Below are 26,966 nucleotides of genomic sequence, written 5' to 3'. Positions count from 1 at the left end.
AGCGGTGAATGACGCGAGTATTGATCACTGGAGGCGCGGGATTCATCGGGTCGCATGCAGCCGACGCGCTGCTGGCGGCCGGCTATGAAGTCCGCCTGCTCGACAATCTCTCGCCGCAGGTCCACGGAGGCGACCGTCAGCGTCCCGCCTATCTTGCCAAAGACGCGGAGCTCGTCGTCGGTGACGTCACCGACGCTCTCGCGGTCGATCATGCGTTGCGCGGCACCGACATGGTCCTGCATCTCGCATCAGCGGTCGGCGTCGGCCAGAGCATGTACGACATCGAACCCTATGTCAGGACCAACGAGCTCGGTACCGCCGTGCTGTTGCAGACACTGTCCAAGCGCCCGATCGCGCGGCTCGTGGTGGCCTCGTCCATGAGTATTTACGGCGAGGGCCTGTACCGGAGCGCCGATCAGAGCGTGGTTGCCTGCGAGGAGCGGGCGGTCGAGCAGCTTCGCCGCGGCGATTGGGAGCTGCGCGATACCGCCGGCAACCCGCTCGATCCCGTCCCCACGCCGGAGACAAAGCAGCCTTCGCTGAGCTCGATCTATGCGCTCAACAAATATGCGCAGGAGCGTATGTGCCTGATCACAGGCAAGGCGTATGGCATCCCGACCGTGGCGCTACGCTTCTTCAATGCGTTCGGGCCACGTCAGGCCCTGTCCAATCCGTATACCGGCGTGCTGGCCATCTTTGCCGCCCGGCTGCTCAACGGCCGTCCTCCCCTCGTCTTCGAGGACGGTCGGCAGCGCCGCGACTTCGTCCATGTGCATGACGTCGCCCGCGCCTGCCGGATGGCGCTGGAGGCGGAGCACGCGCACGACGTCTTCAACGTCGGCTCGGGCCAGAGTCGCACCATTCTATCGGTCGCCGAGGATCTGGCCGAAGTCATGGGGCGCCGCGACATTGCGCCCGAGCTGACGCGGAAATATCGCGCCGGTGATATCCGGCACTGCTTCGCCGACATGGGAAAATCCCGCGACGTGCTCGGCTTCGAGCCGCGCGTCGCATTCAGGGACGGGCTCGAAGAGCTGGCGGAATATCTCGCCGACCAGATCGCCGACGATCAGGCGGAGCGAGCCACCAAGGAGCTGCAGCAACGAGGATTGGTCGCGTGATGAGTGAACGAGACAACAGACCCGTCCTGATCACCGGCGGCTGCGGGTTTATCGGGTGCAACCTGGCCGACCGGCTGGCGGAGCGCGGCGAGCCGGTGCTGATCCTGGATAACCTCGCCCGCGCCGGCGTGCGGGAGAATGCGCAGTGGCTGAAGTCCCGGCATGGCGATCGGGTCACAATCACCGTGGCCGACATCCGCGAGCCGATCCCGGTGATCGACGCCGTCCGCGAAGCCCGCGCCGTGCTGCACTTGGCGGCCCAGGTCGCCGTCACCGACAGCGTGAGCGATCCGGCCGCCGATTTCGAGATCAACGCGCGGGGCACATTGAACGTGCTCGAAGCCGTGCGGCTCCACAACAACGCCGCGCCGATCGTGTTCGCCTCGACCAACAAGGTCTACGGACGCCTGATCGACGATGGCGACATCGCGCTCACCGGCCGACGCTACACGCCGACAAGCGGCCTGCTCGCCGCCGGCATCTCGGAAAATGCGCCGCTCGACTTCTACAGCCCCTATGGATGCTCCAAGGGAACGGCGGATCAATACGTCCACGACTATGCGCGGGTCTACGGACTCCAGACCGTGGTGATGCGGATGAGCTGCATCTATGGGCCCCGCCAATTCGGCACCGAGGATCAGGGCTGGATCGCGCATTTCCTGCTGAGCGCCATCCGCAGCAAAGAGCTGACGATCTATGGCGACGGCCATCAGGTCCGCGATGCGCTTCACGTCTCCGACGCGGCCTCGGCCTGGCTCGCCGTGCTCGATGGCATCGCGCTCGCCCGTGGACGCGTATTCAATCTCGGCGGCGGTCCGGCCAACGCGATCAGTCTGCTGGAATTGATCGACCGCATCACCGATCTGACCGGCCGCAAGGTGGCCTATCGCTTTGCCGATTGGAGGCCCGGCGATCAGCCCTGGTACGTGACCGACACGCGCGCGCTCTCCAGCGCACTCGGCTGGGCCCCTCAGGTTTCGTTCGCAGACGGCCTCCGATCCCTTCACAGCTGGCTGGACGGCCGGTTCGGATCGTCACAAGGCAGCCGCGAGGCGCTGGCATGACGCGTGTTGCCCTCATCAACCCAAACTGGGATTTTGGCGGCAGCATCTATTTCGGCTGCCGATCCCCTCACCTTCCGCTCGAACTCGGGATCTCCGAGCATTACCTGAAAGCGGCCGGGCACAAGACGCTGCTGCTCGATGCCCACATGTTCGACCTTTCTCTCGCCGAGATCGAAGCCGAGCTGCGCGCGTTCGGCCCCGACCAGATCGTCATCACGACGGCACCGACCTATCTGTTCTGGCGGTGCGCCCCTCCCGAGCTCCGCGTTCCGCAGGCGCTTGCGAGGGCGGTGCGGGACCTGGCTCCGATCCTCGTCGCGGTAGGCCCCCACGGCTCGACCGTGCCAAAAGCGGCGCTTCGAAAGCTCGGCACCGACATCGTCGTGATGGGCGAGTGCGAGGCGTCCTTGTTGCGTCTTGCCAATGGCGAACGGGACTTTCCGGGCTTGTGCTTCGCCGATGGCGCATCGCTCCGCGTCAATGGCGGTCCGCAGGCGGTCGCATTCAAGGATCAGCCGCCGCTTAACTGGCCGGAGGAAATGATCCGGCGGCATCACCATCACCACCACCGTTTCGAAGCCGAGCCACAGGCACCTGGCGCCGAGGTCGAGTCGTCCAGGGGATGTCCGTACAATTGCACGTTCTGCGCCAAGGAGAACTTCCGCAACGCCTATCGCAAGCGGCCTGCCTCCATCGTTCTCGAAGAGATCGACGGCCTGCGTCATCAGGGCATCGAATATGTCTATTTCATCGACGAGATTTTCCTACCGAACGCAGAACTGCTGGAAGGGCTGACCACACGCGGGCTGAAGTTCGGTGTGCAAACCCGCATCGACCTCTGGAAGCCGGACATGCTGGCTCTGCTCGGCCGCGCCGGCTGCGTCTCGATTGAAGCCGGCATCGAAAGCCTCACGGTCGAGGGCCGCGCCGCGCTCGCCAAGAACTGCAAGATGACGACCGACCAACTTGCCGAACGGCTGGTCGAGGCGCGCCGTCACGTTCCTTTCGTGCAGGCCAATTTGATCGAAGTCCCCGAGGACGATGACCCCATCGTGCAGCGCTGGCGCCGCACCATGCAGGATGCCGGCATCTGGGCCAACGATCCGGTCCCGCTGTATCCCTATCCGGGCTCGCCGGATTACCGGAAGCTGTGGGGCGAGCCGGACGATTACGCCTGGGAGCGCGCACACCGGCACTATCTCGCGATGTTCGATCAGTTCAGCGACGTGCAGAACGATCGTCCGGTGCCGCTCGAGGCTCTCGAACTGCAGGTGGCATCATGAGCCGCAGCTCGCAGCTCAGGATCCTGATGACGACCGATACCGTCGGAGGCGTCTGGACCTACTCGTCCTCACTTGCTTCGTCCCTTGCTGCACAGGGGGCCGACGTCACCCTGGTGACGATGGGCCCCCGCGCGCGGGCCGGCCAGCTTGAGATGCTGCGTGGCTCGCGGGTCCACCTGATCGAAACGGACCTTGCACTCGAATGGCATGATCCGGAAGGACAAGATCTGTCCCAGGCCAGGCGCGTCCTCGCGAAGCTCGAAGCTGGAATCAGGCCCGACGTCGTTCACCTCAATAGTTTTCGCGAGGCGACCTTCGCGTGGCGCGCTCCGGTCGTGGTCGTCGCGCATTCCTGCGTCAACTCCTGGGGGCTCGCCTGCCGCGATACGAGCTGGCTCGGCGAACCGAAATGGCGCGGCTACAGCGAACGGGTGACCGCCGCACTCGACACCGCACAGGCCTGGGTTTGTCCCAGCCAATCCTTCCACGATGACATTGCGGAAATCTATCGGCCTCGCTCGCGCGGCATCGTGATCTGGAATGGAATTGGCCTTCAGGGCTTTGCGGGACGGAAGCAAGACATGGTCTTTGCGGCGGGCCGGCTCTGGGACCGCGCCAAGAACATCGAGGTCCTGGCGGCCGCGGCGCCTGGGCTGGACTGGCCCGTTCAGGTCGCCGGGCCGGCGGACGAGTGCCCTTCGGCTTCCGTCACCTGGCTTGGGCATTTGCCTCACGAAGCCATGCGCGCGCACTTGCAGCACGCGGCCATCTTCGCTAGCCCCGCGCTCTATGAGCCGTTCGGCCTCTCCGTTCTGGAAGCCGGGGCCGCGGGATGCGCCCTCGTCCTGTCCGACATTCCCACTTTCAGGGAATTATGGAGCGGGGCTGCGGTGTTCGTCGACCCTACCGACAGCAATGCGCTGCATCGGGCACTCGCAGGTCTGTGCACCGACGATCGCGAGCGGGTGCGGCTGCAACGAGCCGCCTTTGAGCATTCCCTGACCTACTCGCTGACCCGAACCACGAGCGCCTATCTCAGCCTCTACGAGGAGCTGCTTGCCGTCCATCGCGCGCCCTCCCCCATGGAGGTACGCGCATGAAATGCGTTCTGTTCTACCATGCGTTCACCTCCTGCTGGAACAACGGCAATGCCCATTTCCTGCGCGGCTACGCCCGCGAACTTCACGCGCTCGGTCATGAGGTCGTCGTGTTCGAGCCGATCGACGGCTGGAGCCGATTGAATGCGATCCGCGAGGGTGGCAGTCAGACAATGGAGGATATTCCAACGCTGTTTCCCGGCATCGGCATCCGCCGCTACGACGCCTTCCTTGATCTCGATGAAGCCTTGCACGGCGCCGATCTCGTCGTCGTCCACGAATGGAATTCGCCTGATCTGATCGCAGACATCGGATCGAGACGGGCTCACGGCGCTCCGTTCACGCTGCTGTTCCACGACACCCATCATCGCGCCGTCAGCGCGCCGTACGAGCTTGCGCAGTTCGACCTCGACGGCTTCGACGGTGTGCTCGCCTTCGGCGAGGTCCTTCGTCAAATCTATCTGAAGCTCGGCTGGGCCGACCGGGCCTTCACCTGGCACGAGGCAGCCGACATCGCCCTGTACCATCAGCTGCCAGATATCGAGCGCACCGACGATGTCGTCTGGATCGGCAATTGGGGGGACGGCGAACGCAGCGCCGAGCTCAACGAATTTCTGGTCGAACCCGTGGCCGAGCTGAAGCTGAGCGCGGGGGTCTATGGCGTCCGCTATTCAGATGCGGCGCTCGCGACCATTCAGGCGGCAGGCATTCGGTATGGCGGCTGGCTGCCCGCACACTGGGCTCCCATTGCTTTCGCCGGCGCACGCGCGACTGTCCACGTTCCCCGCGGCCCCTATGTCCGCTTGCTTCCGGGCATTCCGACCATTCGCGTCTTCGAAGCGATGGCGTGCGGCATTCCACTGGTCTCGGCCCCCTGGTCCGATGCGGAAGGCCTGTTCCCGGAAGGTGCCTATCTCAGCGCTTCCGACGGCACCGAAATGAAGCGGGCGCTTCGTGCGCTGCTCGATGACCGGGAGTTGTGGTCCGCCACGGTGGAGACCGGGCTCCGCACGATCAAGGAGCGTCACACCTGCCGTCATCGGGCGGAGCAGCTTGTCGGCATCGCGCAGGACCTCCGGGCCACAGGCCACTCCACACAGCCCAAGCGATACATCGGAGCCTCCGCATGAAGATCTGCTTCTTCGGGTCCAGCCTCGTCTCATCCTACTGGAACGGTGCCGCCACCTATTACCGCGGCATGCTGAAGGAGATTGCGGCCCTCGGCCACGACGTCACATTCTTCGAGCCCGATGCTTTCGAGCGCCAGGCCCATCGCGACATCGACGATCCCGACTGGGCGAAGGTGGTGGTCTACGCCGCGACGCCCGAGGGGTGGCGAAGCTCGCTTGAGGAAGCCGCCCGCTCGGCCGACATGCTGGTCAAGGCCAGCGGCGTCGGCGTCTTCGATCAGGAGCTGGAGAACGCAGTCGCCGAAATTCCGTCGAATGCGATGCGCATCTACTGGGACGTCGATGCCCCCGCGACGCTGGAATCGGTGGCGGACAATCCAGACCATCATCTACGCCATGCGATCCGGTCCTACGACATGGTTTTGACCTATGGCGGCGGCGATGCCGTCGTATCCGCCTATCGCGGCATCAGTGCGCGAGACTGCGTGCCGATCTACAATGCGCTCGACCCCGCCACGCACTTTCCTGCGCCGCCCAATGCGCACTTCACGTGCGACCTGAGCCTGCTGGCAAATCGCCTCCCCGATCGCGAGCAGCGCGTCGAGCGGTTCTTTCTCGACGTCGCACGCCAATTGCCGGACAAGACGTTCGTGCTCGGCGGATCGGGGTGGGACTCCAAAGACACGCCAGCCAATCTGCACAAGGTCGGGCATGTCGGGACCGGCGACCACAACGCGTTCTTCGGCTCCGGTCTGGCTACGCTGAATGTCAATCGCGACAGCATGGCGCGCTACGGCTTCTCGCCGCCAACACGCGTGTTCGAAGCCATCGGTGCCGGAGCCTGCCTGATCACCGACCAGTGGGACGGCATCGATCATTTTCTCGAGCCAGATCGCGAGGTGCTGGTGGCCGCGACCGGGGCGGAGGTCGCAGAGCATCTTGCTGCACTGCGCCCCGACCGGGCTCAGGCGATCGCAGCGCGCGCTCGTGCGCGCGTTCTGAGCCACCACACCTACCGGCAGCGCGCGCGCCAGTTCAACGATCTCTTTGCCGCAAGCAGTTCGCGAATCGAGGCAGCAGAATGAACCTCAATATCGTCGTCGTCGGTCTTTCGGTCACTTCGTCCTGGGGCAACGGTCATGCCACGACCTATCGCGCCCTGATCGAAGCCCTGGCACGACGAGGTCACCACGTCACGTTTCTGGAACGCGACGTTCCCTGGTATCGCGAGCATCGTGATCTTGCCAAGCCTTCCGCTTGGACCGTCGAGCTTTATCAATCCTTGAAGGACATCCCGCAGCGTTTTGGAAAGATGATCCGCGATGCCGATCTGGTGGTCATCGGCTCCTACGTGCCCGACGGCATCGCGATCTCCGAATGGATCACGACCCACGCCCGGGGGATTACCGCCTTCTACGACATCGACACGCCGGTCACGCTTGCCAAGCTCGAGCAGGGCCTGGACTACCTTTCCGCGGCGATGATCCCTCGCTTCGACCTTTATTTGTCCTTTGCCGGCGGCCCGGTGCCCGGCATGATCGAGGAGAACTATGGCAGTCCGCTGGCTCGGGCGCTGTATTGCAGTGCCGACACCGACACCTATGCGCCGCAACGCGCGCAGAAGAAATGGGCACTAGGCTATCTCGGAACCTACAGCGAGGACCGGCAGCCGGTTCTAGAGCAGTTGCTGCTCGCCCCCGCTCGCACTCTGTCGCGCGAGCAATTCGTCGTCGCCGGCGCGCAATATCCCGATGAGGTGGTCTGGCCCGTCAATGTCGCCCGGATCGAGCACCTTACGCCCAAACATCATCCGGGATTTTACGCGGAGCAACGCTTTACGCTGAACGCCACCCGTGCCGACATGCGCGCGCTCGGCTTCTCTCCCAGCGTTCGGCTGTTCGAAGCGGCCGCGTGCGGCACGCCCGTCATCTCGGACCGGTGGCCTGGCATCGAGACCGTCTTCGAACCTTCCCGGGAGATCCTGCTCGCATCGAGCCCCCGCGACGTCGTGGAGATCCTGCGCGACATGCCCGAGGAGCGACGGCGCACGATCGCGGAAAACGCACGGCGCCGCGTTCTGGCCGACCACACCTCCGACCATCGCGCCCGGCAAGTGGAGACCTACTACGCCGAGGCATCGGTCCGTCGCCGCCGGAAAGCCCCGCAACTTCCCGCCTCGCGTCCCATGCAGGTCGCTCAAATCTGAAAGGCAGCACCATGACAGTTCAGACCCGCATCAACGCGTCCCGCCGCTCTCCCACCGTTCTGGTGGCCGGCGGCGCCGGCTTCATCGGATCGCACCTCTGCGACGCGCTTTTGCAACGCGGCCACACCGTGATCTGCCTCGACAACCTGTTCACGGGAACGATCGACAACATCCGGCCGCTGCTCAATCATCCGAATTTTCGCTTCATCGAACACGACGTGCGCGATCCCGTCGAGATCGAGGGCGACATCGACCGGATCTACAGCCTCGCCTGCCCGGCGTCGCCGCGTCATTATCAGAAGGATCCGGTCGGCACGATGAAGACCTGCGTGCTCGGCACCATCAACATGCTGGAGCTCGCGCAACGGAAAAGCGCCCGGGTGCTGCAGGCATCGACCAGCGAGGTCTACGGCGATCCGGAGGTCCATCCCCAGCCGGAAACCTATCTCGGCAACGTCAATCCGATCGGGCCCCGGGCCTGCTACGACGAGGGTAAGCGGGCCGCGGAAACGCTGATGTTCGATTACCATCGCATGTACGGGGTTGAAATCAAGGTCGCGCGCATCTTCAACACCTACGGACCCCGGATGCTGGAGAACGACGGGCGCGTGGTCTCCAACTTCATTGTGCAGGCGCTTCGCGGAGAGCCGATCACGATTTATGGAGGTGGCACGCAGACCAGGAGCTTCTGCTTCGTCGACGATCTCGTGCGCGGCCTCCAGCTGCTCATGGAGAGTCCATCCTCGATTACCGGTCCGTGCAATCTGGGCAACCCCCACGAGGTCACCATCGAGGCTATTGCGCGTGACGTGCTGGCGTACACGGAGTCAGTTTCCCCGCTCCGGTTCGAGGAGTTGCCCAAGGACGATCCAAAGCGCCGCAAACCGGTGATCGACACAGCCGTTCGAGCGCTGGGATGGCGCCCGCGCGTGGCGCTCAAAGACGGTCTCAAGGCGACGATCGCCTATTTCGCCATGCGCATCGCCGGGGAAGCGCCGGCACTCGTTCCGGCCATTGCACCGCGCAGGAACGGACGTACCGGGGCACGCGGCCAGCTGACAATTGCCGATCGGCAGTAAGCGGCAGAAAGAGCCCACGAGCCCGAGGAACCCGGGCGAGCCCTCAAGCCCGTGAAGCGGCCGCGCCACGGGCCCGCTTGCAGAGGTTTTCGAGATGGTACTCGTATTCGGAGATCGCCCGGTTGGCCATCCGGATCCGGTTTGCCTGGCCTTCCTCGACCATCATGGTGATGCGTTGAGCCAGAAATACGCACGCATCGAACTCATCGTGGATCGCCCCGCTGCGGGCCAGAAAGTCCCATGCGATCTCATAGGCTTGTTCGGCAGCAGGACTGCGGTAGTCGCTGAAGATGATGTGCGCCATGACAGCAAAACGCGGATGAGAGGGTTTCGGTCCTGCGGGCCCATATGAGAGCGCAGGCAGACTCAGCGGCCGAACCCGCCGGTCTCGCACCGGGCGGGACCGGCGATCTCGCCGTGGTGGGGATGGAGTGCGATCAGGCCGCCTGGCGCTGATGCGCCAGATATTCCATCGTCACCTTCTCGACGTTCGAGTCGATCCAGGCGGCCATGCGCTGCTCCTCCTTCAGGGACGTCTCGAGCGGCTCCTTGGCCTCCGCAAGCCCGGCGGCGCCGCAGAGGGCGAGCAGAGACTTGTAGGCAGCGATCTCGAAATTCTCGAAGGCATTGTTGGCGAACGTATTCTTGAGAATCTCGTCGCCGGCCACCGAGTGTGCCATGGCTTGCATGTTCGCCATCATGGATTGCGTCGTATCCTTGAGGCTGGAGGTACTCTCGCCGCAGGCTTCCAGGCATCTCTCCAAGCGCTTCAGCTGCTCGTTGGTCTCCTGAAGGTGGGCGGCGACCTTGGCCTTGACCTCAGGATATTCGTCCAGTCGTTCCGACTGACGTTCCATCAACTCTCGCGCCTGCACTTCCATCGCATGCGCATTGCGTAGTCCAATCACGAATGTATCGCGGGCTGCGTTCGTCATCTCATGTTCTCCATTTCACGGGCCTTGTTGCCGCCAACCGCAGTTTTGGTGGATCGTTCCTAGGGTGATCCGTGACGCGAACGCTGGGTTCCGGCGGCCGGACCCGAAGCTAACCTGCGATAACAGAACACAAATCCACCTACCGCCGCAGGAACGCGGCATGCAAATGACTGTTTCCCGAAGCATGTGGTCGCATCTCCAAACGACCGCAGCGTTCAGGGACCAGAATGACAGGCAGCTTTCCGCATGCCAGCAACTCAGGCCCTTCGCTTGGCAGGCCTGGACTTGGCCGGCCGGGTGAGGGACGACCGGACAACACTTCCGATCCGTTCTTCATGAGTATCCGCGACGATCTTGCGGACAAGGGCTTCTTCACGGCGACCGCGGAGGAGCTGATCACCTGGGCGCGGACCGGATCGCTGATGTGGATGACGTTCGGGCTCGCCTGCTGCGCGGTCGAGATGATGCAGATGTCGATGCCGCGCTACGACGCCGAACGGTTCGGATTCGCTCCGCGCGCATCGCCACGCCAATCCGACGTGATCATCGTCGCGGGCACGCTGACCAACAAGATGGCGCCGGCGTTCCGCAAAATCTACGATCAGATGCCTGAGCCGCGCTACGTGATCTCGATGGGGTCGTGCGCCAACGGCGGCGGCTATTATCACTATTCCTATTCGGTCGTGCGCGGCTGCGACCGCGTCGTGCCGGTCGACATCTACGTGCCCGGCTGCCCGCCGACCGCGGAGGCGCTGCTGTACGGCGTGATGCTGCTTCAGAAGAAGATCCGGCGCATCGGCACGATCGAGCGCTAGTGAGCTGACCAAATCGGACCCGAATGGACATGACGCAGATCTCGCTTCCCTCTTCCGCCGACGCGGAGCATCCGCAATCCGACCTCGACCGCAACGACAACACGCGGCAGATCGTCGCTGACGTCGCCTATCGTCAGCTTGCGATCGTCAACGTTATTTTCGTGGGTTTCGAGAACGCCGGCGACGGCAATTGGGTGCTTGTGGACGCCGGCATTCCCGGATCGGCTGGCGCCATCCGCTCCGCCGCGAAAGCCAGATTTGGAGGAAACGGCCGGCCCGCCTGCATCATCATGACGCATGGGCATTTCGATCACGTCGGCGTGCTCGAAACGCTGGCGAGTGAGTGGGAGGTGCCGGTTTATGCCCATGCGGCCGAGCATCCCTATCTTGACGGAAGCCAATCCTACCCGTCGGCCGATCCCAGCGTCGGTGGCGGGCTGCTCGCTCGGCTCTCTCCGCTATTCCCGACCAAGCCGGTCAACGTCGCATCGCGCCTCTATGATCTTCCCTGTGATCACAGCGTACCCTTCATGCCGGAATGGCAGTGGATCCATACGCCCGGCCATACCCCAGGACATATCTCGCTCTGGCGCAAAGGCGATCGCGTGCTGATCGCCGGCGACGCCTTCATCACGACGCGGCAGGAATCCGCTTACGCCGCAGTGACCCAAACGCCGGAGATGCACGGGCCCCCGATGTATTTCACGCCCGATTGGGAAAGCGCGAAGAGATCGGTGCGCGCACTTGCCGCGCTCGCCCCGGAGATCGTCGTCACCGGGCACGGCGCGGCCATGCAGGGGCCGCAGATGCGCGCGGCTCTCGATGCTCTCGCCCAACGGTTCGACGAAGTTGCCGTGCCTTCGCAATATCGACGTGGAGCTTAATCACACGGCACGGCTAGGAACGGTCGATGCTTCACGTGATTGTCCGACATCGAAACCTCAAGGAGAAATAACATGCGTAAGACAATCCTGACGATCTTCACGGCCGCGATGCTTGCAGGCGCTTCAGTGGGCGCAGCATACGCGCAAGGTGCTGGCGGCGGCGCTGGTGGTGGCGCAGGCGGCGGCGCCGGTGCTGGCGCGGGTGGCGCCGGAGGCGGCGCGGGCGCTGGTGCCGGCGGCGCAGGTGCCGGCGGTGCTGGAGCTGGCGGTGCAGGAGCCGGCTCGGGCGGAGCCGGCGGATCGGGTGGCGGCGGCATCACGCATGTCGAGCGGGGCGGACAAGGTGCCTCCAGTCCTTCCGGCATGCGCAACGAGACGACCCCTCCGTCCAACGGCACCATGCCGCGCCGCTAGCGGTTCACGGTTCGCAATTTTCTAAAGCGCGCTCCTTGCGGTTGCGCGCATGAGAGCGGCCCCGGCGAGATCCCTCTCCTCGCCGGGGCCGCATCGCGTTCACGTCTCAACTTAAAGGCTTTCAAAATAGTCGCTAGAAACTCCATAGGAACGCAACCCGGCAGCACTCATTGCGCAATAGCGTGAACACAAAAGGAGCTGCGCATGTACTATTTCGACAAACGACTGCAATATCCGGTCAGGGTCGAGAAGCCCGATCCGATCTTCGCTCGCCAGCTGCAGCAAGCCATCGGCGGCGTCGAAGGCGAGATCCGCGTCTGCCTTCAGTATTTCTTCCAGGCCTGGGGCGCGCGGGGGCCGGCCAAATATCGCGACGTCCTGCTCAATACCGCGACCGAAGAGATCAGCCACATCGAGATGCTCGCGACCGCGGTCGCGTTGAACCTGGAGAATGCGCCGGCAACGATGCAGGAGACCAGCCTGCAGGCCAACCCGGTCGTCGGCGCGGTGATGAACGGCGGCGAGCGGCCGCGGCATGTGATCGAGGGCATGCTGCACCGGCATCTGCTCTCGACCGGCATGGCCGCCTTCCCTGCCAATTGCGACGGCGTCCCGTTCGATTGTTCGCATGTCTATGCCAGCGGCAATCTGGCCGCCGACATGTATTGCAACGTCGCGGCTGAATCCACCGGCCGGACCCTCGCCGTGCGTCTCTTCAATTCCACCAGCGATCCCGGCATGCAGGACATGCTGAGCTACCTGATTGCGCGCGACACCATGCATCAACAGCAATGGCTCGCGGTGATCGAGGAGATGGGCGCGGATGCCGCCCTGCCCATTCCGAACAGCTTCGACCGCAGCAAGGAGGCGACCGAATTCAGCTACATGTTCATGGGCACCGAACGCAATGCGGCACCGCTGCAGCCGGGGCGCTACTGCGAAGGTCCTTCGCTCGACGGGCAAGGGTCGTTCAGCTTCCGCGCCGGGTTCGAGCCTTTGGGCGAGGAGCCGGTGCTCGGACCGGCGCGGCCGGATAGCGGCGCACAGGTCGAGCAGATGAACGAGCCGCCCGTGACGAACGCGCTGGCCTGATACTCGTGCAACGGCCGGGGTCGTCCAATAAAGGGACGGCCCCGGCCGACGTCTAGCGACGCCGAGCCACCAGAACGCCCAACAGAAACGCCGCAAAGACCGCTTGCAGCGGTGCTGCTCTGGTCATCTTCCGCAACTGGTCGGCCAATTGCGCCGAGGGCGCTTGGGAAGGCGTATCGAGTCCTGTTGTTGTATTACCGTGCGGCGCGTGCGAGCCGCTCTGCGCGGTGAACTGATCGTCCACGAGGCCGGATGCTTCGGTCATGGCGGAGCTTTCTTTGATATCCATGTTGATCCTCCAATGCGGTTCTCCAGTCAGCGATCGACGTCGCCGAAGACAATGTCGAGCGACCCGAGGATCGCCGATACGTCCGCGAGCAAATGCCCCCTGCAGAGAAAGTCCATCGCTTGCAGGTGGGCGAACCCCGGCGACCTGATCTTGCACTTGTAGGGACGGTTCGTGCCGTCCGCGGGGAGCGACATAGTCGAGCCGGTCGAAATAGGGGATCGCCTGAAGATAGGTCTTGGCCTCGATCAGCTTTTCTGTGCCCCGGTGCAAAAGACCAATGTGCGGATCGACGCGTGCGACGATTTCGCCGTCCAGTTCGAGCACGAGCCTCAGCACGCCATGCGCGGCGGGATGCAGGGGATCGAAATTGATGGTGAAGTTTCTCAAGCTGGGAGACTGGTCAAGCATATCGCTTCCGATCGAGGACATCGGTCACCTTAATCGCGATCGACGTCGAACGGCTTCACACAGGTTAACGATCGCGTCGAACTGGAGAAAAGGAGCCGTGAGCGTTGCCCTTTGGAACCCTGCTTCACGAGGGACGTTCAATGTTGAATTGGAGATTTTCCATGAAGCATCGATTGCTCCTGGCTGCCGCGTCTCTCGCGCTTGTGACGGGCTTCGGCTCCTCGACGGCCGCCATCGCACAAGACCGCTACTGCCTTCAGGGCCGCGTTTGGGGCTATCCGGGCAACTGCCAGTTCGCCAGCTACGCTCAGTGCATGGCGACCGCATCGGGAACGAACGCCTATTGCGGCGTCAATCCGCGCTATGCCTATGCCCGGCGCTATAGAGGATATCGGTGACCAGTCCCGCTTGCGGACTGGCAATCGAGCCCGTTCTGACCGACCCCGCCGCTGAGCCGAGCGCCCCATGGCATCAGAGTAAACGCTCACGGCCGTCGTGTTCGCCGGCGGTTTCGGTCTTGGCGCGTATCATGGCGGCGCGTTCGAGGCCCTCACTTCTTACGGTCGATACGCTGGCGGATGTCCAGCAAGAACCGGGTAACACCATCATCCGGGCTGACGCCGTCAGGCGGCGCGACAGTGATGATGCCCCAGTTCGCCAATACCGCCTCCTGCACCGGATTGCGCTGGGTGACGAAAACGAAGGACCTCGGTCGGTCCTGGCGGTGTCCCGACTCGTCCCAACTCTGCCAAATACGGTGCAGCAGGAGCCGAATGTTGGGATCTGACATGCTGTATCCGATGAAAAGCAACGTGCTTCCCAAAGCATCGGCCCGAAACCGGATGTCGAGCGGCGAATCGAACGCGAGCCGGTTGAGGAAGTCGGTCTCGGTCAGGACGAGCGAGGCATCGTCGTCGAAGTCGCCATGGAATTTGATGATGTGCGTGACGCCGGAACGGGCGCCTGCAATGTCCTTTGCGTTGCTGATCTTGGCGTAGGGCTTTTTCAGGACCTCGAAGGCTGTCTCGAGGTTACGGTCGTAGTTCGTGGTGTAAATGGTCGGAAAATCGAGCTCCACGATCAGCTTGTGGAGGCGGGAGGCCGCGATCCTGTCCGGGTCGACGCGCCAGTTGCGATCGAGCCAGCTGCGGAGCGGGCCAATTCCGCCGCGCTTCAGCCGATAGTACTCCGCCAGCATCTGATAGCCGCCGTGCATTCCATCGATCACGTTGCGCTCAAGTCCTAGGTCATCCAGCAGATGGTCGATCAGAGATTGCCAGGACGGCAGGCCGACAGCCATCGAGACGCCGGCGCCGACGAACAGGATGGCGCAGCGCCGCTTGATCGCAGCGGCCAGGACCTCGTGAGGCGGTCGCTCCTCGAATGCGAGTCCGGTCGGTTGTTGGTTCATCTACCTTGAATAGCTGGACGAGACGCGGGTTCCTGGGCCATCGCCCAGCGATAAGGAAGCGGTCTTCTCCGTCTGCGCCGCGAACCGGGCGATCAGACGCCGAAGCTGCGCTTTGTGGACCAGACGGCCCGCCGTTTTCGGCGAGACCCAGATTGCTTCGCGCTCACCCTTTTCCGGCCACCAGCGCTCCTGCCCATGGACCCTCATGGGGAAGACGGCGACGTTCATGGTCCGCTTGCGATCGCCCTTCCGTTTACGATGCTTGAAGGAGCCCAGCGCGCGCTTTGCGGTGACCCCGACAAGACCGGCCTCCTCGTACGCCTCCAGCGCAGCCGTACGATGCGGCTCCGTCTTGCGCATCGGCGATCCCTTCGGGACACTCCACCTGCCCTTGCGCCTGGTCGTAATCAGCATCACGCGCAGTTCGGAATTTTTCAGCATGAACGGCAACGCGGCGAATTGTTTCTTACCCATCAGGAGCCTCCAGTCTGGTCGATAAGCCAACGCCGCAGCCATCGTTCCTTCTGCGCAGTAGCGTCCGTCCCCGATCAGAACTTCCGTTCGACCATCTTGAGACGCAATCCGGAAATGGCTTCGCCCGGATTCAAGCCTTTGGGACACGCCTTCGCGCAGTTGAGGATGGTGTGACAGCGATATATCCTGAAGGGGTCTTCGAGCTTGTCGAGGCGCTCGCCCGTCGCCTCGTCGCGGCTGTCATTGACCCAGCGGGCCGCCTGGATCAGAGCGGCTGGGCCGAGGAAACGCTCCGAATTCCACCAGTAGCTTGGACAAGATGTCGAGCAGCAGGCGCAGAGAATGCACTCGTACAGTCCATCGAGCTTGGCCCGATCCTCATGGCTCTGCCGCCATTCCTTCTGTGGCGTGGGCGACACGGTTTGCAGCCAAGGCTCGATCAATGCGAGCTGGGCGTAGAAATTCGTCAGGTCCGGAACGAGGTCCTTCACCACGGGCTGGTGCGGCAAAGGCAGGACGCGCAGCGGCTCGCCTTGCGGGACGTCCTCGATCATAGACTTGGTGCAGGCGAGCGTGTTCTGGCCGGCGATATTCATTGAGCAGGAGCCGCACACGCCTTCGCGGCAGGACCGCCTGAACGTCAGCGTGGAATCGATGTTGTTCTTGATCCAGATCAGACCATCCAGCACCATGGGCCCGCAATCGCTCATATCGACGAAGTAGGTGTCGAGCCGGGGATTGCGACCGTCGTCGGGATTCCAGCGATAGACCTGGAATTCGCGCAACGATTTGCTGTCCGGCTTGGGCCAGATCCTTCCCTTTTCCACGCGGGAGTGTTTCGGAAGCCTGAACTCGACCATGTTACCTCCGGGCGGACATGAGGCGTTGACAAAGGCCGCGGCGTTCAACTCCACTTGCGCAGCTGAACCTCGCATCAGCCGAGATTGAAGCAACGGAGTTGCAGAAGATCATCCAGCGACACACCAAACAGCACGATGCGAAAGGCTGGTGCTGTCGCGAGCGCCAGCAGCACTATGAAAATGGCATAGACCAGAGCCGGCGGAGTCTCTCTAGCGAGCTTGTAGACTGCTTTCCGCATGTACCCTCCCTTGCTTGCCGGCACGCGTCATGGCGATGCCGACAACCAGCATGGCCGCACCCCATAGCAGGAAGCCGAGATCCCAGAAGATGCGCTGTTCGTCGGGGACTGTCTCATTCACCCGATGCAGCTTGAAGATCCCATGGTCCACCACACCTTCAACCAGATTGAAGATGCCCCATCCGAGCAAGACCGCTCCGAGACACCGGCTGCCCGACAAATGAATGTCGGACCTGCGCGCCCTTTGCCACAGGACATACAGGCCGAGCAGCACAAGCAGATAGGTCGCACTGTGGAAGATACCGTCCCAGGTCGTATTGAGCTTGATGTTGTCGATGGAGTTGAGCGGGTACCAGCCGCTTAACATATGATGCCATTGCAGCAGCTGATGAAACACGATGCCATCGAAAAATCCGCCCAGACCAAGCCCGAGAAGGACACCCGCGGAAATCGGGAAGCTGGATGAATTGTTGTCTTGCATGAATTGACTCGTGCGCCGATCGGCATCTGGATGATGGACAAACCATCCTCAGTGCTGCCGTTCCTATGATCATGACGCACCTCCCGTGCCAATAACCTGCGTTAAGCTGCCTGCTCATCTCATGACGGCGAAGACGCTTTGCGGAGCGTCGCTCGGCTGCTCTTGCCAACGATAGGAGCGTTCGAAACGGTCGCAGCGTCTTGTGAATTCAACATTGGAGATTCATCATGCTGAGAAGATCGTTTTTACTTGCATTGGTCGGCCTCGGACTATCGACCTACGCTGCGCAATCCAAACCAGCCCCACAGCGGGATTTTCGAACGGCCGACCTGATGGGTGGGGCGTTTGCGATGCAGACGAGTCAGCTCGCCCTGACGCGCACCGGCAATCCCGACGTCATCAACTTCGCGAATGCAGAGATCGCTGAACAGGTCCAGGTCGCGAGCGCGCTCGGAGCAGCGCCGGGATCGGCACCGCTGCGGCCGGATCATGCCGCCCTGCTTCAGCGCCTTCAGGCCACACCATCGGGTCCCTTCGACCGGATGTATGTGCAGGGGCAGATCCGGGGGCACCGTGAATTGCTCGCGCTCAACGCGTCGTATTTGCGATCCGGTGGCAACCCCGGCGAACAGCAGGTCGCACAGATGTCGCTGCCGATCATTCAGCGTCACCTGGCGATCCTGAGCAATCTCAGGGAAGTCGGCTAGAGCTTTACCCCAGCGACGAAGGAGCGGCGGGGCCGTGCGTGACGGCCGCCGTCAAAGTCGTCGATGATTCAAACCGCGAGGAGCCGATATGGCGTATGCCCTGTTCAAGGACGACGAAAAACTCAGCCGGACGTTTTCAACGAAAGAGGAAACCCTGAAAAAGGCCGACGACGCCGGTCTGGTCGAAAGCAGCGGGGGCAAGCCTACGCTCGAGGACGACCTGCAGATCAAGCCCTGCTCGCCGGACCCCGAAGCTCGAAGCGAAGACGACCTCGATTGGACGCCGGGAAACCCGGCGTCCTGATCATCGATCTAACAGCCTTTGCAGATGCTCTTGATCTTTCGATCGACGTGGGAGTCCTGAGAGTTCTCCGAGCGTATTTCGGCGTCGCCCGGCATCGACGGACCGGGTGTCGCAGTTCCGTCAATCCGCCCGCTGCTGGTGCCTCCTGCGGGATTGCCGGCCCGCCCGACGGTGGTCGATCCTCGCGGACCGCCACCGGTTGATTGGGCCGTTCCAGCGGTGTTCGTGCCGGTAGCCGTCGTCCCGCGCGAAGCCGCGGCCGCGTCGGCTGGATTACCCAGGTTGGGTGATACATCCCCCGTCTGGTCTGTAGCTCCTGCCGACCCAAGGCCTGCCGACCCAGGGCTTGCCGATCCAGGGCTTGCCGATCCAGGGCTTGCCGACCCAAGGCTCGAGGCACCGCCGGCCGACCCAGGGCTTGAGGCACCGCCGGCGCCGCCGCTCGCGCTTGCTCCGCCCGAACCACCACCACCACCGCCACCGCCGCCACCGCCACCGCCGCCACCGCCAGTCTGCGCCGAGGCGGCCCCTATCGACGCGCTCGCCAGGAAGGCGATCAGTATCAAGCTCGAACTTGTCCTACGCATTGCTCAGCTCCTCTCACGATCATTGTGCGTGTGATGTTGGTCGCGCTCACCACCGCCTCCCGAGACGTGTGATTTGCGGTCGTTGGTGGGCGTTCCGGGTGCAGGGCGCTCATGCTCGCGACCTCCCTTTTCGGGGTGCTTGCGGTCCTGCCGCGAGGAGCCCGGACCACCGAAGCGTTCAGTGTCTGAGTTCTTGTGTGGCATTCATCGGTCCTGCTGGTAGCCTTGGTTTGTCGTGTTCTGCTTGATGTTGCCGTGACGTCCCTGGGTGTCGAAGTTCTCGCGGCCGGGCACCTTTTCGTCCGTTTCGATCTTTGGATCAGATCCGGGTCCCTTGTCGCTGCGCTGCTCTGGCGGTACGGGGGGCATTTTGGTCATTGCATGCTCCTTGTTTCGGTCTCGCGACCTCATGCGCTGGCAATGAGATGCGGCGGCGGTCGTTCCTGATCGATGCTGATGCATGCCCGTAGGAACGAACGATTCCCGCGCGGGTTGACCCGCAGTTCATACCGAAGGCTTTTTATTCATGGTCAAGGATCTATCGCGTGAAGCGGAGAAGGACGGCACCCGGAAGCTGATGATGGTGGGATCGGCGGTGGCAGCCGTCCTGTTTGTAGGTTTCATCGTCTGGTTCGCCGTGCCCCAGATGTTCGGGACAACAGACTATCTGGGCCGCCCCTCTACAGGCGCCGACAAAGGTGCCCCTGCCACAACCGTCGGCACGGGAGTTCCCACGCAACGCGAAGCGGTCAGCAAAGCGGCGAAGGAAAACCCGGCTGGCAATGAAGATACGACCGGCGCCCGTGCGCGGGATGTCAAACAGACCGCCCAGCCGGCTGGCCTCAACGATCAGCAGCGCGAACAGCTCCGCGCCATCGGCTCGTCGGCGCACGGCCCCACGATGGATCGTCCAAATTTCGAGATGATGATCGGTACTTCGGTGCCGCGCCAGACCGAGGTGGCCGACTTGCCGCCCGAAGTCACCCAAGTGCTGAACGGGTTCTGGGGCGATCAATACCTGATCGCTGGGAAGGATCTCGTCATTGTCGATCAGCATTCGCGCCGCGTCGCGGCAATCATCGCTGGCGTACGCTGATCGCGTGCCGCCGCATCGACAGAACCATAAAGAGGATAACTTATGCCGAGAGCGAAAGCGCCTGAAAACGACCCGAGAGAAACACCGGTCGACGATCCGCGACAGCAGACCGATTTGCCGACCCACCGGCAGACGGACCAGCCTTGGCAGGGGAATCCCGAGAAGGAGCAGATCGACCCAAAGCGTCCCCCGATTGATCTGGAGCGGTGGCAAAAATCGAATACCCACTAGCTGGCACGCACGTACTTCGTTCACCCGTCGAGCTCATGGATGGTGGGGCGCAGGTCGCCGCCCTCATCCGGTTCGAGCGTCGCCAGCGTGATCGGCAGCTTGAAGCGCCTTGGACCGGCGCTCCCGGGATTCAGGAAAAGCACTCCGTTTCTCGTGTTGACCTGCACCCGATGCGAATGTCCTGATATCACCACGTTCACACCGTGCGCTGCGGGGTCGATGGCGAGCGTCTTGAGATCGTGCAGGAGGTAGAAGCAACGAGCGCCGAGGTGCACCGTTTCGGTTTCGGGATAGCGCATCGCCCAACTGCCGACGTCGACGTTTCCCCTGATGGCGGTGACCGGCGCTATTCGGCAAAGCCTCTCCAGAACCTCCGGCGCGCCGATATCACCGGCGTGGATGATATGCGACACTCCCGCAAGACAGCGTTCGGCCTCCGGCCTGAGAAGGCCGTGCGTGTCGGAGATCACTCCGATCCTCAATGCCATGTCAGACCAAGGCTTCAGTGCAGGACATCAAGGGGTACCTTCCCGATCTCCTCACCCTCATGGTTCGTGACCAGGATCGAAAAGTGACGGTTCCTGAGTTCGGGACGCTCCGCAAGAAGTCTCCTCGCGATCTCTTCGGCAACATCCAGCGCCATGATGTCGTCAGGCAATTCAGCACCCCCCTCGTCTGCAACGGTCTTGGAGTCGATCAGATCGAAATGATAGCGCGGCACGTGAACCCTCAAATTCGTCGCAGGAACGCGCGATCTCAAGCCTTCGTTCCGGCGCTCGCACGTCAACTCCGGGCATGTCCGCAGGAACCCTCAGGGTCATCGCGGCATTGCTGCGTTTTTGGAGCCGACACATGCTCAGAGAGTTGCGCGTGCTTGCCCAGCCGGGCGCTATCATCGCCAGCCTTGCCGTCCTGTTGCTGATGGCCGCTGGTGACGCGGCGATCGTGATCGCCGTGAAGGGCTGGCCATTCTAGCCCGATGATCGATGTCGGACATATCCCTGTTGGGCCGATCGCCCCGATTGGCGCATAGGAACCTTTGTAGGCCTGACCGGTTCCGCCTGTGAAGCGGAGTGCGACAAAACGTCAATGCGGGTCTGGGTGCGAAGGGTTCTGGTGTTGTGCATGACCTGGCCGCTTGCTGCGTGCGCGGGCCGGCAGTCGGCGCTTGACCCTCAAGGGCCGCAATCCGGTCAGATCTTGCACACGCTGTTCATCTTTCTCGCCGTGGCAGCGATGGTCTGGACCGCTGTCGTGATCGTCCTGGGCATCGGAATGTTGCGGCGGAAGCGTTCGGCCGATCGGCCGCTCGATCTTCACCAGGCGTTTGAGGAACGCTCCGGGCGCGTCATCCTCGCGCTCGGGATTGCAACCACCGTCATCGTGCTCGGCCTCTCCCTTGTCAGCTATGCCGGTCAGCGCACCGTCTTCGTCAAGGACGAGAAAGCCCACACGCTCAAGATCATCGGCCACCAATGGTGGTGGGAGGTCCGCTACGAGGCCGACAGTCCGCACCAGAGTTTCGTGACCGCCAACGAGATCCGGATCCCTACCGGCCAGCCCGTGAAGGTCGAGCTTGAATCCGCCGACGTGATCCACAGCTTCTGGGTGCCCAGCCTGACCGGCAAGATGGACTTGATCCCCGGGCAGAAGAACGAGCTGCAATTCACGGCGAAGAATGCCGGCGTCTATCGCGGACAATGCGCCGAGTTCTGCGGGATCCAGCACGCCCACATGGCGTTCGCGGTGATCGCGATGTCTCCCGACGAGTTCGGCCGCTGGCGTGACCATGAAAACCAGAGCGCGAACAGCCCCGCGGATCAGCTCGGCAAACAGGGCGAGGCTCTGTTCCGGGGACGCGGATGCGCCTTGTGCCACAACATCAGCGGCACGCTGGCCGGCGGGCAGCTCGGCCCGGATCTCACGCATATCGGCAGCCGCACGACCATCGCGGCGGGGACGCTGCCGAATACTCCCGCGACGCTCGGCGCCTGGATCGCCGATCCCCAGCACATCAAGCCCGGCAATCTCATGCCGAAGATGCCGCTGCAATCGGATGAGCTGATCGCGATCATTCATTATCTGGAGCAGCTCAAGTGAGCATCGCCGCTGAACCAAATGATTTGCGGGATGACGTCCTGAACGGCCTGCAGCTTTCGACGCAGCTCGAGCGGGTGTGGCGCACGCCGTCCGGATGGATGGGCGCGCTGATGGCAGTCGACCACAAGGTGGTCGGCCGCCGTTACATCGTCACGGCGTTCGTATTCCTGCTCCTCGGCGGCATCCTTGCGGTCCTGATGCGCGTTCAGCTTGCCGGGCCGGAGAAGACGTTTCTCTCCGCCGACAAGTACAATCAGGTCTTCACGATGCACGGCTCGACGATGATGTTCCTGTTCGCTGTGCCCGTCATGGAGGCGTTCGCCGTCTATCTGGTGCCCTTGATGGTCGGCACGCGGAACATCGCCTTTCCGCGGCTGAACGCCTTCAGCTATTGGATGTTTCTGTTCGGCGGCTGCTTCCTGTGGATCTCCTTCCTGTTCAATGTCGGCCCCGATGTCGGCTGGTTTTCCTACGTTCCCCTCTCCAGCCTGCAGTTCACACCGACGAAGCGCGCCGACGTCTGGGCGCAGATGATCACCTTTACCGAGGTCGCGGCGCTCGCAGTCGCCGTCGAGATCGTCGTCACCGTGTTCAAGCTCCGCGCGCCCGGCATGACGCTCGACCGCATTCCCCTGTTCGTCTGGGCCATGCTGGTGACGGCCTTCCTGGTGATGTTCGCCATGCCATCGATCATGGTTGCATCGACGTCACTGATCCTGGATCGGCTCGTCAATACCCGCTTCTACGATTCCTCATCGGGTGGACATCCCCTGCTCTGGCAGCACCTGTTCTGGTTCTTCGGCCATCCCGAGGTCTACATCATTTTCATCCCGGGCACGGGGATGGTCTCGGCGATCCTCGCGACGTTCGCGCGGCGGCCGGTGATCGGCTATCCCGTCGTGATCCTCTCCCTGATCGCGACCGGCTTCCTGTCGTTCGGCCTCTGGGTCCACCACATGTTCGTCACGGGCCTGCCCCAACTCGGCGCGGCCCTGTTCACCGCCTCCAGCATGCTGATCGCGGTGCCGAGTGGACTGCAGATCTTCTGCTGGCTGGCAACGCTCTGGGACGGACGTCCGGTCTACCGGACGCCGCTGTTGTTCGTGATCGGCTTCATCGTGATCTTTGTGCTCGGCGGATTGTCCGGCGTCATGGTCGCCTCGGTCCCGATCGATACCCAGGTGCACGACACTTATTTCGTCGTGGCCCACTTCCATTATGTCCTGATCGGCGGCGCTGTTTTCCCGCTGATCGGCGCGGTCTACTACTGGTTTCCCAAGATCGCGGGCCGCATGCTGAGCGAAAGACTTGGGCGCTGGAACTTCTGGCTCGCCTTCATCGGCTTCAACGTCGCGTTCTTTCCCATGCACATCCTCGGGCTGATTGGGATGCCGCGCCGGGTCTACACCTACAGGGCCGACATGGATTGGGCGCATCTGAACCTCTTGTCCAGCGGCGGTGCGCTGATTTTCGCGCTCAGCTTCGCGTTGCTTCTGGTCAATGTGATCTACAGCCTGCGCAAGGGCACGCTTGCAGGCGACAATCCCTGGGATGCCTCGACGCTGGAATGGGCGACCTCGTCGCCGCCCCCGCCGCAGAACTTCGACCGTATTCCGGTGGTCAAGCACCGCGAGCCGCTGTGGGCTGATAGCGAGAGCCTGCCCGTGGTCGCGGGCCTGAGTGCAGAGCGGCGCGAAGTTCTGTTGACCTCGCTCGCGGAAGCCGAGCCGCAAATCCGCGAGGCATCGCCCGACCCAAGCATCTGGCCGCTGCTTGCGGCGATCGCAACGACGATCTTCTTCATCGGATCGATCTTCACCCCCTGGGCGGTGCTCTGGGGCACGCCGCCGATGGCCGTAACTTTGATCGGGTGGTTCTGGCCGACCGGCAGCAAGGAGGACGAGGAGTGAGACAGACTATCGTCCGCGACGTCTCGGACCTGCCGACTTACGGCTACGGCCCGCGCAGTGGCCCCTGGTGGGGCGCCATGGGTTTCATGGCCCTCGAAGGCATGGGCTTTGCCGTTGCCATCGGCGCGTACCTTTATCTCTACGCAGTCAACCCGAGCTGGCCGATCGGAGCCTCCCCGCCGGATCTCTGGCCGGGAACGGTCGAGACGGTGATTTATGTGTTGAGCATCATTCCGAACGAGTTCACCAACCGGGCCGCACACCGGCAGGATCTCGCGAAGGTGCGGATGGGCCTGATTATCATGGCCCTGATCGGCATCGCTCTGCTGGTGCTGCGCGGCTTCGAATTCGCGCATCTCAACACCCGATGGGACAATTCAGCCTACGGCTCGATCGTATGGCTCATTCTGGGGCTGCACACGACTCACCTTGCCACCGATCTCGGCGACACCGTCGTGCTGGCGGTGTTGATGTTCACGCGCCATGCGAAACCGCGCCGGTTCAGCGATGTGACCGACAACGTGTTCTACTGGAACTTCGTCGTGCTCGCCTGGCTGCCGCTCTACGTCTTGCTCGATTGGGTGCCACGCCTATGACCGCAGCCGATCGACATTCCAGACTGCTTTACTGGGCCGGCGTTGCGCTCGGACCCATCGCTTGGGGTATCAATTTGCAGGGCGTCTACGTGCTCGCGCACTTCTCCTGCGAACAGACCAGGATCAGTGGCGCGATCATGAGTGCGGTTCTAGCTATCGTCGCTCTCGCAGGCACTGTCATTTCAGCCCGCGCCGTTCAACGCGGCGCTGGGGCTGAATGGACGGATGCGCAAGGCGGCGGGCCACGAACGTTCATGGCCTGGCTCGGCGTCGGCTCCGGCGTGCTGTTTGCGTTGGTGATTGCGAACCAGTTCGCCGCCTCGCTCATGATCAGCCCATGCCTGCGCTGAGCTTCGCAGCACTGCTGCTCGCGCTGCTCGCGGCACCGGCCGCCGCGCACGGACTATCGGAGGTCGATCCCGGCTCGCTGTGGAGCTACGATCCCTGGCTCATGGCCCCGCTCTATGCCGTCGCTATCGCCTTCTATGTCGGAACGCAGCGGCTCTGGCACCATGCGGGCGGCGGCCGTGGCGTCAGCTTCCGCCAGGTGGCGGCATTCTGGACCGGATGGCTGGTGGCCGCGCTCGCGGTGACCTCGCCACTGCACTGGCTCGGCGAGCGTCTGTTCACCGCGCACATGGTCGAGCACGAACTGCTCATGGTGGTCGCGGCACCGCTGATGGCGTTCGCCCGGATCAATGGGCCGATGCTGTGGAGCCTGCCGGCCCGGCTTCGCCCGGCGGCGGGTCGCATGCTCAATCTGCCGATATTGGCGTGGCCGTGGCGTTTTGTAAGCCACCCCATGAGCGCGACCATCCTGCACGGTGCGGCGCTCTGGATCTGGCATGCACCGCCGCTATATGCATGGGCGCTAGAGAATACGGCGATCCATCGTCTCCAGCACATCAGCTTTTTCGCGACCGCGCTGTTGTTCTGGTGGGTGCTGCTTCATGGCCGCGGTCAGGGCCGTAGCACCCGAATTCGTGACGGCATCGCTGTCGCGTGTCTCTTCATCACGATTTTACATTCGGGTGTGCTCGGGGCTCTGCTGACGGTGTCGCCGCGGCTGTGGATCCCGGGCCAGGGCGCCCTCGCTGGCGAATTCGGCCTCTCGGCACTGGAGGATCAGCAGCTCGCCGGCATCCTGATGTGGGTGCCCATGGGCATACTCTATACCGGCGCGGCGTTGTTTTTCGCTCATCGGTGGCTGACTGCGAACGGCGGCCATTCCCACCTGCCGCTCTCTTCAACATCCGAGCTGAGCGATGCTGCATAGGAACCGCAACTTCTGTTCGGACGTTCGCCTGTCGACTGCGACACTCCACGGAGGCCACATGGAAAAACGATCCGTCATGGCGGCAACGGCTATCTTCACCGCGGCATTCTTGATGCCTGCAACCTTGAACGCGCAGGACCCACCCCGGCCAGGGATGTCGTGCCCGGTCGACCATGACAAGCTCGCCGATATCCTCAAGAAGAGTGTCAAGCCGGGCGGCGGCCCGAGCAACGGAGGTCTCGACAACAACGAATGGGCTGCCGTCGTCAATCGACAGGGTGTCGTCTGCGCCGTCGCCTATAGCGGCAGTGAGGCCGATGATCAGTGGCTTGGCAGCCGGGCCATCGCAGCCGAGAAGGCCAATACGGCGAATGCATTCAGCCTGAAGGACAAGGCCATGGCGACGGCCAATCTCTATGCCGGTGCGCAGCCCGGCGGATTCCTGTTCGGCGCGGCGCTCGGCAACCCGCCGTCCCCGGAAGCCTTGTACGCCGGATCTCCGGACAGCTTCGGCACGGCCCAGGATCCGATGGTGGGCAAGCCGATCGGCGGCACCATCGTGTTCGGAGGCGGGCTGGCGCTCTATGACGGCAACGGCGTGGCCGGTGCGCTGGGTGTGAGCGGTGACAGTTCCTGCGCCGATCACAACGTCGCCTGGCGCGTGCGCCACCAGCTCGGGCTCGACCGGGTGCCCGCCGGAGTAAGCCCGAACATGAAGGACGCGATCATCTATGACATCGGACCTGACGGCAAAAGCCCGTCGGGATTCGGTCATCCCAAGTGCAACGGCAAAGAGGATCAGATCGCGGTAGATCTCGGCGCCGGCGTTTCGGGCAATGTCGTGAGATAGTGCTTCGTCGCTCGCCGCATTTTGGAA

The 26,966-nt window shown here is 63.0% G+C and carries 34 protein-coding genes and 1 pseudogene; 24 read left to right on the top strand and 11 right to left on the bottom strand.

Going from position 1 to position 26,966, the window contains the following annotated elements:
* The first annotated feature begins 8 nt into the window (after positions 1-8).
* Genes ABIC03_RS18940 through ABIC03_RS18905 form a run of 8 tightly spaced genes read left to right on the top strand, consistent with a single transcriptional unit; the run spans position 9 to position 8,980 of the window.
* Positions 9-1,121, top strand: a complete 1,113-nt coding sequence (locus ABIC03_RS18940) for an NAD-dependent epimerase/dehydratase family protein (protein WP_354060025.1) — start codon at positions 9-11, stop codon at positions 1,119-1,121.
* On the top strand, positions 1,121-2,185 hold the full coding sequence (locus ABIC03_RS18935) for a GDP-mannose 4,6-dehydratase (RefSeq protein WP_354060023.1): 1,065 nt from the start codon (positions 1,121-1,123) through the stop codon (positions 2,183-2,185). Before ABIC03_RS18940 ends, ABIC03_RS18935 begins: the two co-directional genes overlap by 1 nt.
* Positions 2,182-3,468: a TIGR04295 family B12-binding domain-containing radical SAM protein gene (locus tag ABIC03_RS18930; protein WP_354060021.1), complete on the top strand. Its 1,287-nt coding sequence runs from the start codon at positions 2,182-2,184 to the stop codon at positions 3,466-3,468. Before ABIC03_RS18935 ends, ABIC03_RS18930 begins: the two co-directional genes overlap by 4 nt.
* Entirely contained in the window at positions 3,465-4,568 is a 1,104-nt protein-coding gene (locus ABIC03_RS18925; RefSeq protein ID WP_354060019.1) for a glycosyltransferase family 4 protein, read from the top strand. The genes ABIC03_RS18930 and ABIC03_RS18925 overlap by 4 nt, the downstream gene beginning before the upstream one ends.
* Positions 4,565-5,695, top strand: coding sequence for a CgeB family protein (locus ABIC03_RS18920; protein ID WP_354060017.1), 1,131 nt, complete (start codon positions 4,565-4,567; stop codon positions 5,693-5,695). The genes ABIC03_RS18925 and ABIC03_RS18920 overlap by 4 nt, the downstream gene beginning before the upstream one ends.
* A complete protein-coding gene (locus ABIC03_RS18915) occupies positions 5,692-6,780 on the top strand; it encodes a CgeB family protein (RefSeq protein WP_354060015.1) in 1,089 nt (362 codons plus the stop codon). The genes ABIC03_RS18920 and ABIC03_RS18915 overlap by 4 nt, the downstream gene beginning before the upstream one ends.
* Complete coding sequence (locus ABIC03_RS18910; protein ID WP_354060013.1) at positions 6,777-7,901, top strand: CgeB family protein; 1,125 nt, start codon at positions 6,777-6,779, stop codon at positions 7,899-7,901. The genes ABIC03_RS18915 and ABIC03_RS18910 overlap by 4 nt, the downstream gene beginning before the upstream one ends.
* 11 nt (positions 7,902-7,912) lie before the next feature.
* Positions 7,913-8,980, top strand: a complete 1,068-nt coding sequence (locus ABIC03_RS18905; RefSeq protein ID WP_354060011.1) for a UDP-glucuronic acid decarboxylase family protein — start codon at positions 7,913-7,915, stop codon at positions 8,978-8,980.
* 43 nt (positions 8,981-9,023) lie between these two features.
* Here the strand turns inward: ABIC03_RS18905 and ABIC03_RS18900 are convergent, their stop codons facing one another.
* Positions 9,024-9,284: a hypothetical protein gene (locus tag ABIC03_RS18900; protein ID WP_354060009.1), complete on the bottom strand. Its 261-nt coding sequence runs from the start codon at positions 9,282-9,284 to the stop codon at positions 9,024-9,026.
* Between the two features lie 133 nt (positions 9,285-9,417).
* Positions 9,418-9,915 carry a ferritin-like domain-containing protein gene (locus ABIC03_RS18895; RefSeq protein ID WP_354060007.1) on the bottom strand — a complete coding sequence of 166 codons (498 nt, stop codon included), beginning with the start codon at positions 9,913-9,915 and terminating at the stop codon, positions 9,418-9,420.
* Between the two features lie 227 nt (positions 9,916-10,142).
* On the opposite strand from ABIC03_RS18895, the gene ABIC03_RS18890 reads away from it, so the two are divergent.
* The 4 genes from ABIC03_RS18890 (at position 10,143) to ABIC03_RS18875 (ending at position 13,120) form a co-directional block, all read left to right on the top strand.
* Positions 10,143-10,730: a NuoB/complex I 20 kDa subunit family protein gene (locus ABIC03_RS18890; RefSeq protein ID WP_354060005.1), complete on the top strand. Its 588-nt coding sequence runs from the start codon at positions 10,143-10,145 to the stop codon at positions 10,728-10,730.
* A gap of 29 nt (positions 10,731-10,759) precedes the next feature.
* On the top strand, positions 10,760-11,614 hold the full coding sequence (locus tag ABIC03_RS18885) for an MBL fold metallo-hydrolase (RefSeq protein ID WP_354060003.1): 855 nt from the start codon (positions 10,760-10,762) through the stop codon (positions 11,612-11,614).
* 72 nt (positions 11,615-11,686) lie between these two features.
* A complete protein-coding gene (locus ABIC03_RS18880) occupies positions 11,687-12,028 on the top strand; it encodes a hypothetical protein (RefSeq protein ID WP_354060001.1) in 342 nt (113 codons plus the stop codon).
* Positions 12,029-12,232: 204 nt separating this feature from the next.
* A complete protein-coding gene (locus ABIC03_RS18875; protein ID WP_027566451.1) occupies positions 12,233-13,120 on the top strand; it encodes a manganese catalase family protein in 888 nt (295 codons plus the stop codon).
* A 412-nt stretch (positions 13,121-13,532) separates the two neighbouring features.
* On the opposite strand, the pseudogene ABIC03_RS18865 reads toward ABIC03_RS18875, so the two are convergent.
* Positions 13,533-13,817: pseudogene (locus ABIC03_RS18865) on the bottom strand (NADH-quinone oxidoreductase subunit D); the annotation flags it as partial.
* A gap of 161 nt (positions 13,818-13,978) precedes the next feature.
* On the opposite strand from ABIC03_RS18865, the gene ABIC03_RS18860 reads away from it, so the two are divergent.
* Positions 13,979-14,215, top strand: coding sequence for a DUF3551 domain-containing protein (locus tag ABIC03_RS18860; protein WP_354059999.1), 237 nt, complete (start codon positions 13,979-13,981; stop codon positions 14,213-14,215).
* A 152-nt stretch (positions 14,216-14,367) separates the two neighbouring features.
* Here the strand turns inward: ABIC03_RS18860 and ABIC03_RS18855 are convergent, their stop codons facing one another.
* From ABIC03_RS18855 to ABIC03_RS18835, 5 genes are all read right to left on the bottom strand, one after another.
* On the bottom strand, positions 14,368-15,228 hold the full coding sequence (locus tag ABIC03_RS18855; protein WP_354059997.1) for an SIR2 family NAD-dependent protein deacylase: 861 nt from the start codon (positions 15,226-15,228) through the stop codon (positions 14,368-14,370).
* Positions 15,229-15,702, bottom strand: coding sequence for an NUDIX hydrolase (locus ABIC03_RS18850; protein ID WP_354060874.1), 474 nt, complete (start codon positions 15,700-15,702; stop codon positions 15,229-15,231).
* 74 nt (positions 15,703-15,776) lie between these two features.
* Positions 15,777-16,562: a succinate dehydrogenase iron-sulfur subunit gene (locus tag ABIC03_RS18845; protein ID WP_354059995.1), complete on the bottom strand. Its 786-nt coding sequence runs from the start codon at positions 16,560-16,562 to the stop codon at positions 15,777-15,779.
* 74 nt (positions 16,563-16,636) lie between these two features.
* Positions 16,637-16,801: a hypothetical protein gene (locus tag ABIC03_RS18840; protein ID WP_275169454.1), complete on the bottom strand. Its 165-nt coding sequence runs from the start codon at positions 16,799-16,801 to the stop codon at positions 16,637-16,639.
* Positions 16,773-17,282 (bottom strand): DUF2243 domain-containing protein, encoded by a 510-nt coding sequence (locus ABIC03_RS18835; RefSeq protein ID WP_354059993.1) that lies wholly within the window; start codon positions 17,280-17,282, stop codon positions 16,773-16,775. Before ABIC03_RS18835 ends, ABIC03_RS18840 begins: the two co-directional genes overlap by 29 nt.
* Positions 17,283-17,509: 227 nt before the next feature.
* On the opposite strand from ABIC03_RS18835, the gene ABIC03_RS18830 reads away from it, so the two are divergent.
* The gene (locus ABIC03_RS18830) at positions 17,510-17,989 is read left to right on the top strand and encodes a DUF4142 domain-containing protein (RefSeq protein ID WP_354059991.1); all 480 of its coding nucleotides are present in this window, start codon (positions 17,510-17,512) and stop codon (positions 17,987-17,989) included.
* 88 nt (positions 17,990-18,077) lie between these two features.
* Positions 18,078-18,293 (top strand): hypothetical protein, encoded by a 216-nt coding sequence (locus tag ABIC03_RS18825; RefSeq protein ID WP_354059989.1) that lies wholly within the window; start codon positions 18,078-18,080, stop codon positions 18,291-18,293.
* Positions 18,294-19,084: 791 nt separating this feature from the next.
* On the opposite strand, the gene ABIC03_RS18815 is transcribed toward ABIC03_RS18825, so the two are convergent.
* Entirely contained in the window at positions 19,085-19,258 is a 174-nt protein-coding gene (locus ABIC03_RS18815; protein ID WP_354059987.1) for a hypothetical protein, read from the bottom strand.
* Positions 19,259-19,406: 148 nt separating this feature from the next.
* On the opposite strand from ABIC03_RS18815, the gene ABIC03_RS18810 reads away from it, so the two are divergent.
* Both ABIC03_RS18810 and ABIC03_RS18805 read left to right on the top strand, forming a co-directional pair.
* Positions 19,407-19,976, top strand: coding sequence for a DUF1236 domain-containing protein (locus ABIC03_RS18810; protein ID WP_354059985.1), 570 nt, complete (start codon positions 19,407-19,409; stop codon positions 19,974-19,976).
* Positions 19,977-20,018: 42 nt separating this feature from the next.
* The gene (locus tag ABIC03_RS18805; RefSeq protein ID WP_081747987.1) at positions 20,019-20,207 is read left to right on the top strand and encodes a hypothetical protein; all 189 of its coding nucleotides are present in this window, start codon (positions 20,019-20,021) and stop codon (positions 20,205-20,207) included.
* 20 nt (positions 20,208-20,227) lie between these two features.
* Here the strand turns inward: ABIC03_RS18805 and ABIC03_RS18800 are convergent, their stop codons facing one another.
* Both ABIC03_RS18800 and ABIC03_RS18795 read right to left on the bottom strand, forming a co-directional pair.
* Positions 20,228-20,695: a metallophosphoesterase family protein gene (locus tag ABIC03_RS18800; protein WP_275169460.1), complete on the bottom strand. Its 468-nt coding sequence runs from the start codon at positions 20,693-20,695 to the stop codon at positions 20,228-20,230.
* 14 nt (positions 20,696-20,709) lie between these two features.
* Positions 20,710-20,928, bottom strand: a complete 219-nt coding sequence (locus tag ABIC03_RS18795; protein WP_354059982.1) for a DUF6894 family protein — start codon at positions 20,926-20,928, stop codon at positions 20,710-20,712.
* Between the two features lie 131 nt (positions 20,929-21,059).
* Here ABIC03_RS18795 and ABIC03_RS18790 point away from each other — a divergent pair, with 131 nt between their 5' ends.
* The 7 genes from ABIC03_RS18790 to ABIC03_RS18760 all read left to right on the top strand — a co-directional run bounded on the left by ABIC03_RS18790 (position 21,060) and on the right by ABIC03_RS18760 (position 26,939).
* On the top strand, positions 21,060-21,182 hold the full coding sequence (locus ABIC03_RS18790) for a hypothetical protein (protein ID WP_275169462.1): 123 nt from the start codon (positions 21,060-21,062) through the stop codon (positions 21,180-21,182).
* Positions 21,183-21,332: 150 nt separating this feature from the next.
* On the top strand, positions 21,333-22,307 hold the full coding sequence (gene coxB, locus ABIC03_RS18785) for a cytochrome c oxidase subunit II (RefSeq protein WP_275169463.1): 975 nt from the start codon (positions 21,333-21,335) through the stop codon (positions 22,305-22,307).
* Complete coding sequence (ctaD, locus tag ABIC03_RS18780) at positions 22,304-24,217, top strand: cytochrome c oxidase subunit I (protein WP_354059979.1); 1,914 nt, start codon at positions 22,304-22,306, stop codon at positions 24,215-24,217. The genes coxB and ctaD overlap by 4 nt, the downstream gene beginning before the upstream one ends.
* Entirely contained in the window at positions 24,214-24,813 is a 600-nt protein-coding gene (locus ABIC03_RS18775; protein ID WP_354059977.1) for a cytochrome c oxidase subunit 3, read from the top strand. Before ctaD ends, ABIC03_RS18775 begins: the two co-directional genes overlap by 4 nt.
* Complete coding sequence (locus ABIC03_RS18770) at positions 24,810-25,163, top strand: hypothetical protein (protein ID WP_354059975.1); 354 nt, start codon at positions 24,810-24,812, stop codon at positions 25,161-25,163. Before ABIC03_RS18775 ends, ABIC03_RS18770 begins: the two co-directional genes overlap by 4 nt.
* A complete protein-coding gene (locus ABIC03_RS18765; RefSeq protein ID WP_275169467.1) occupies positions 25,151-26,089 on the top strand; it encodes a cytochrome c oxidase assembly protein in 939 nt (312 codons plus the stop codon). Before ABIC03_RS18770 ends, ABIC03_RS18765 begins: the two co-directional genes overlap by 13 nt.
* Before the next feature lie 58 nt (positions 26,090-26,147).
* Positions 26,148-26,939 (top strand): GlcG/HbpS family heme-binding protein, encoded by a 792-nt coding sequence (locus ABIC03_RS18760; RefSeq protein ID WP_275169468.1) that lies wholly within the window; start codon positions 26,148-26,150, stop codon positions 26,937-26,939.
* The last annotated feature ends 27 nt before the right edge of the window (positions 26,940-26,966 follow it).

The organism is Bradyrhizobium sp. RT6a (genome assembly GCF_040547675.1).
Taxonomy (GTDB): domain Bacteria; phylum Pseudomonadota; class Alphaproteobacteria; order Rhizobiales; family Xanthobacteraceae; genus Bradyrhizobium.
Note: the sequence above shows the minus strand (reverse complement) of the source record. Positions and strands in the feature narration are given on the sequence as shown.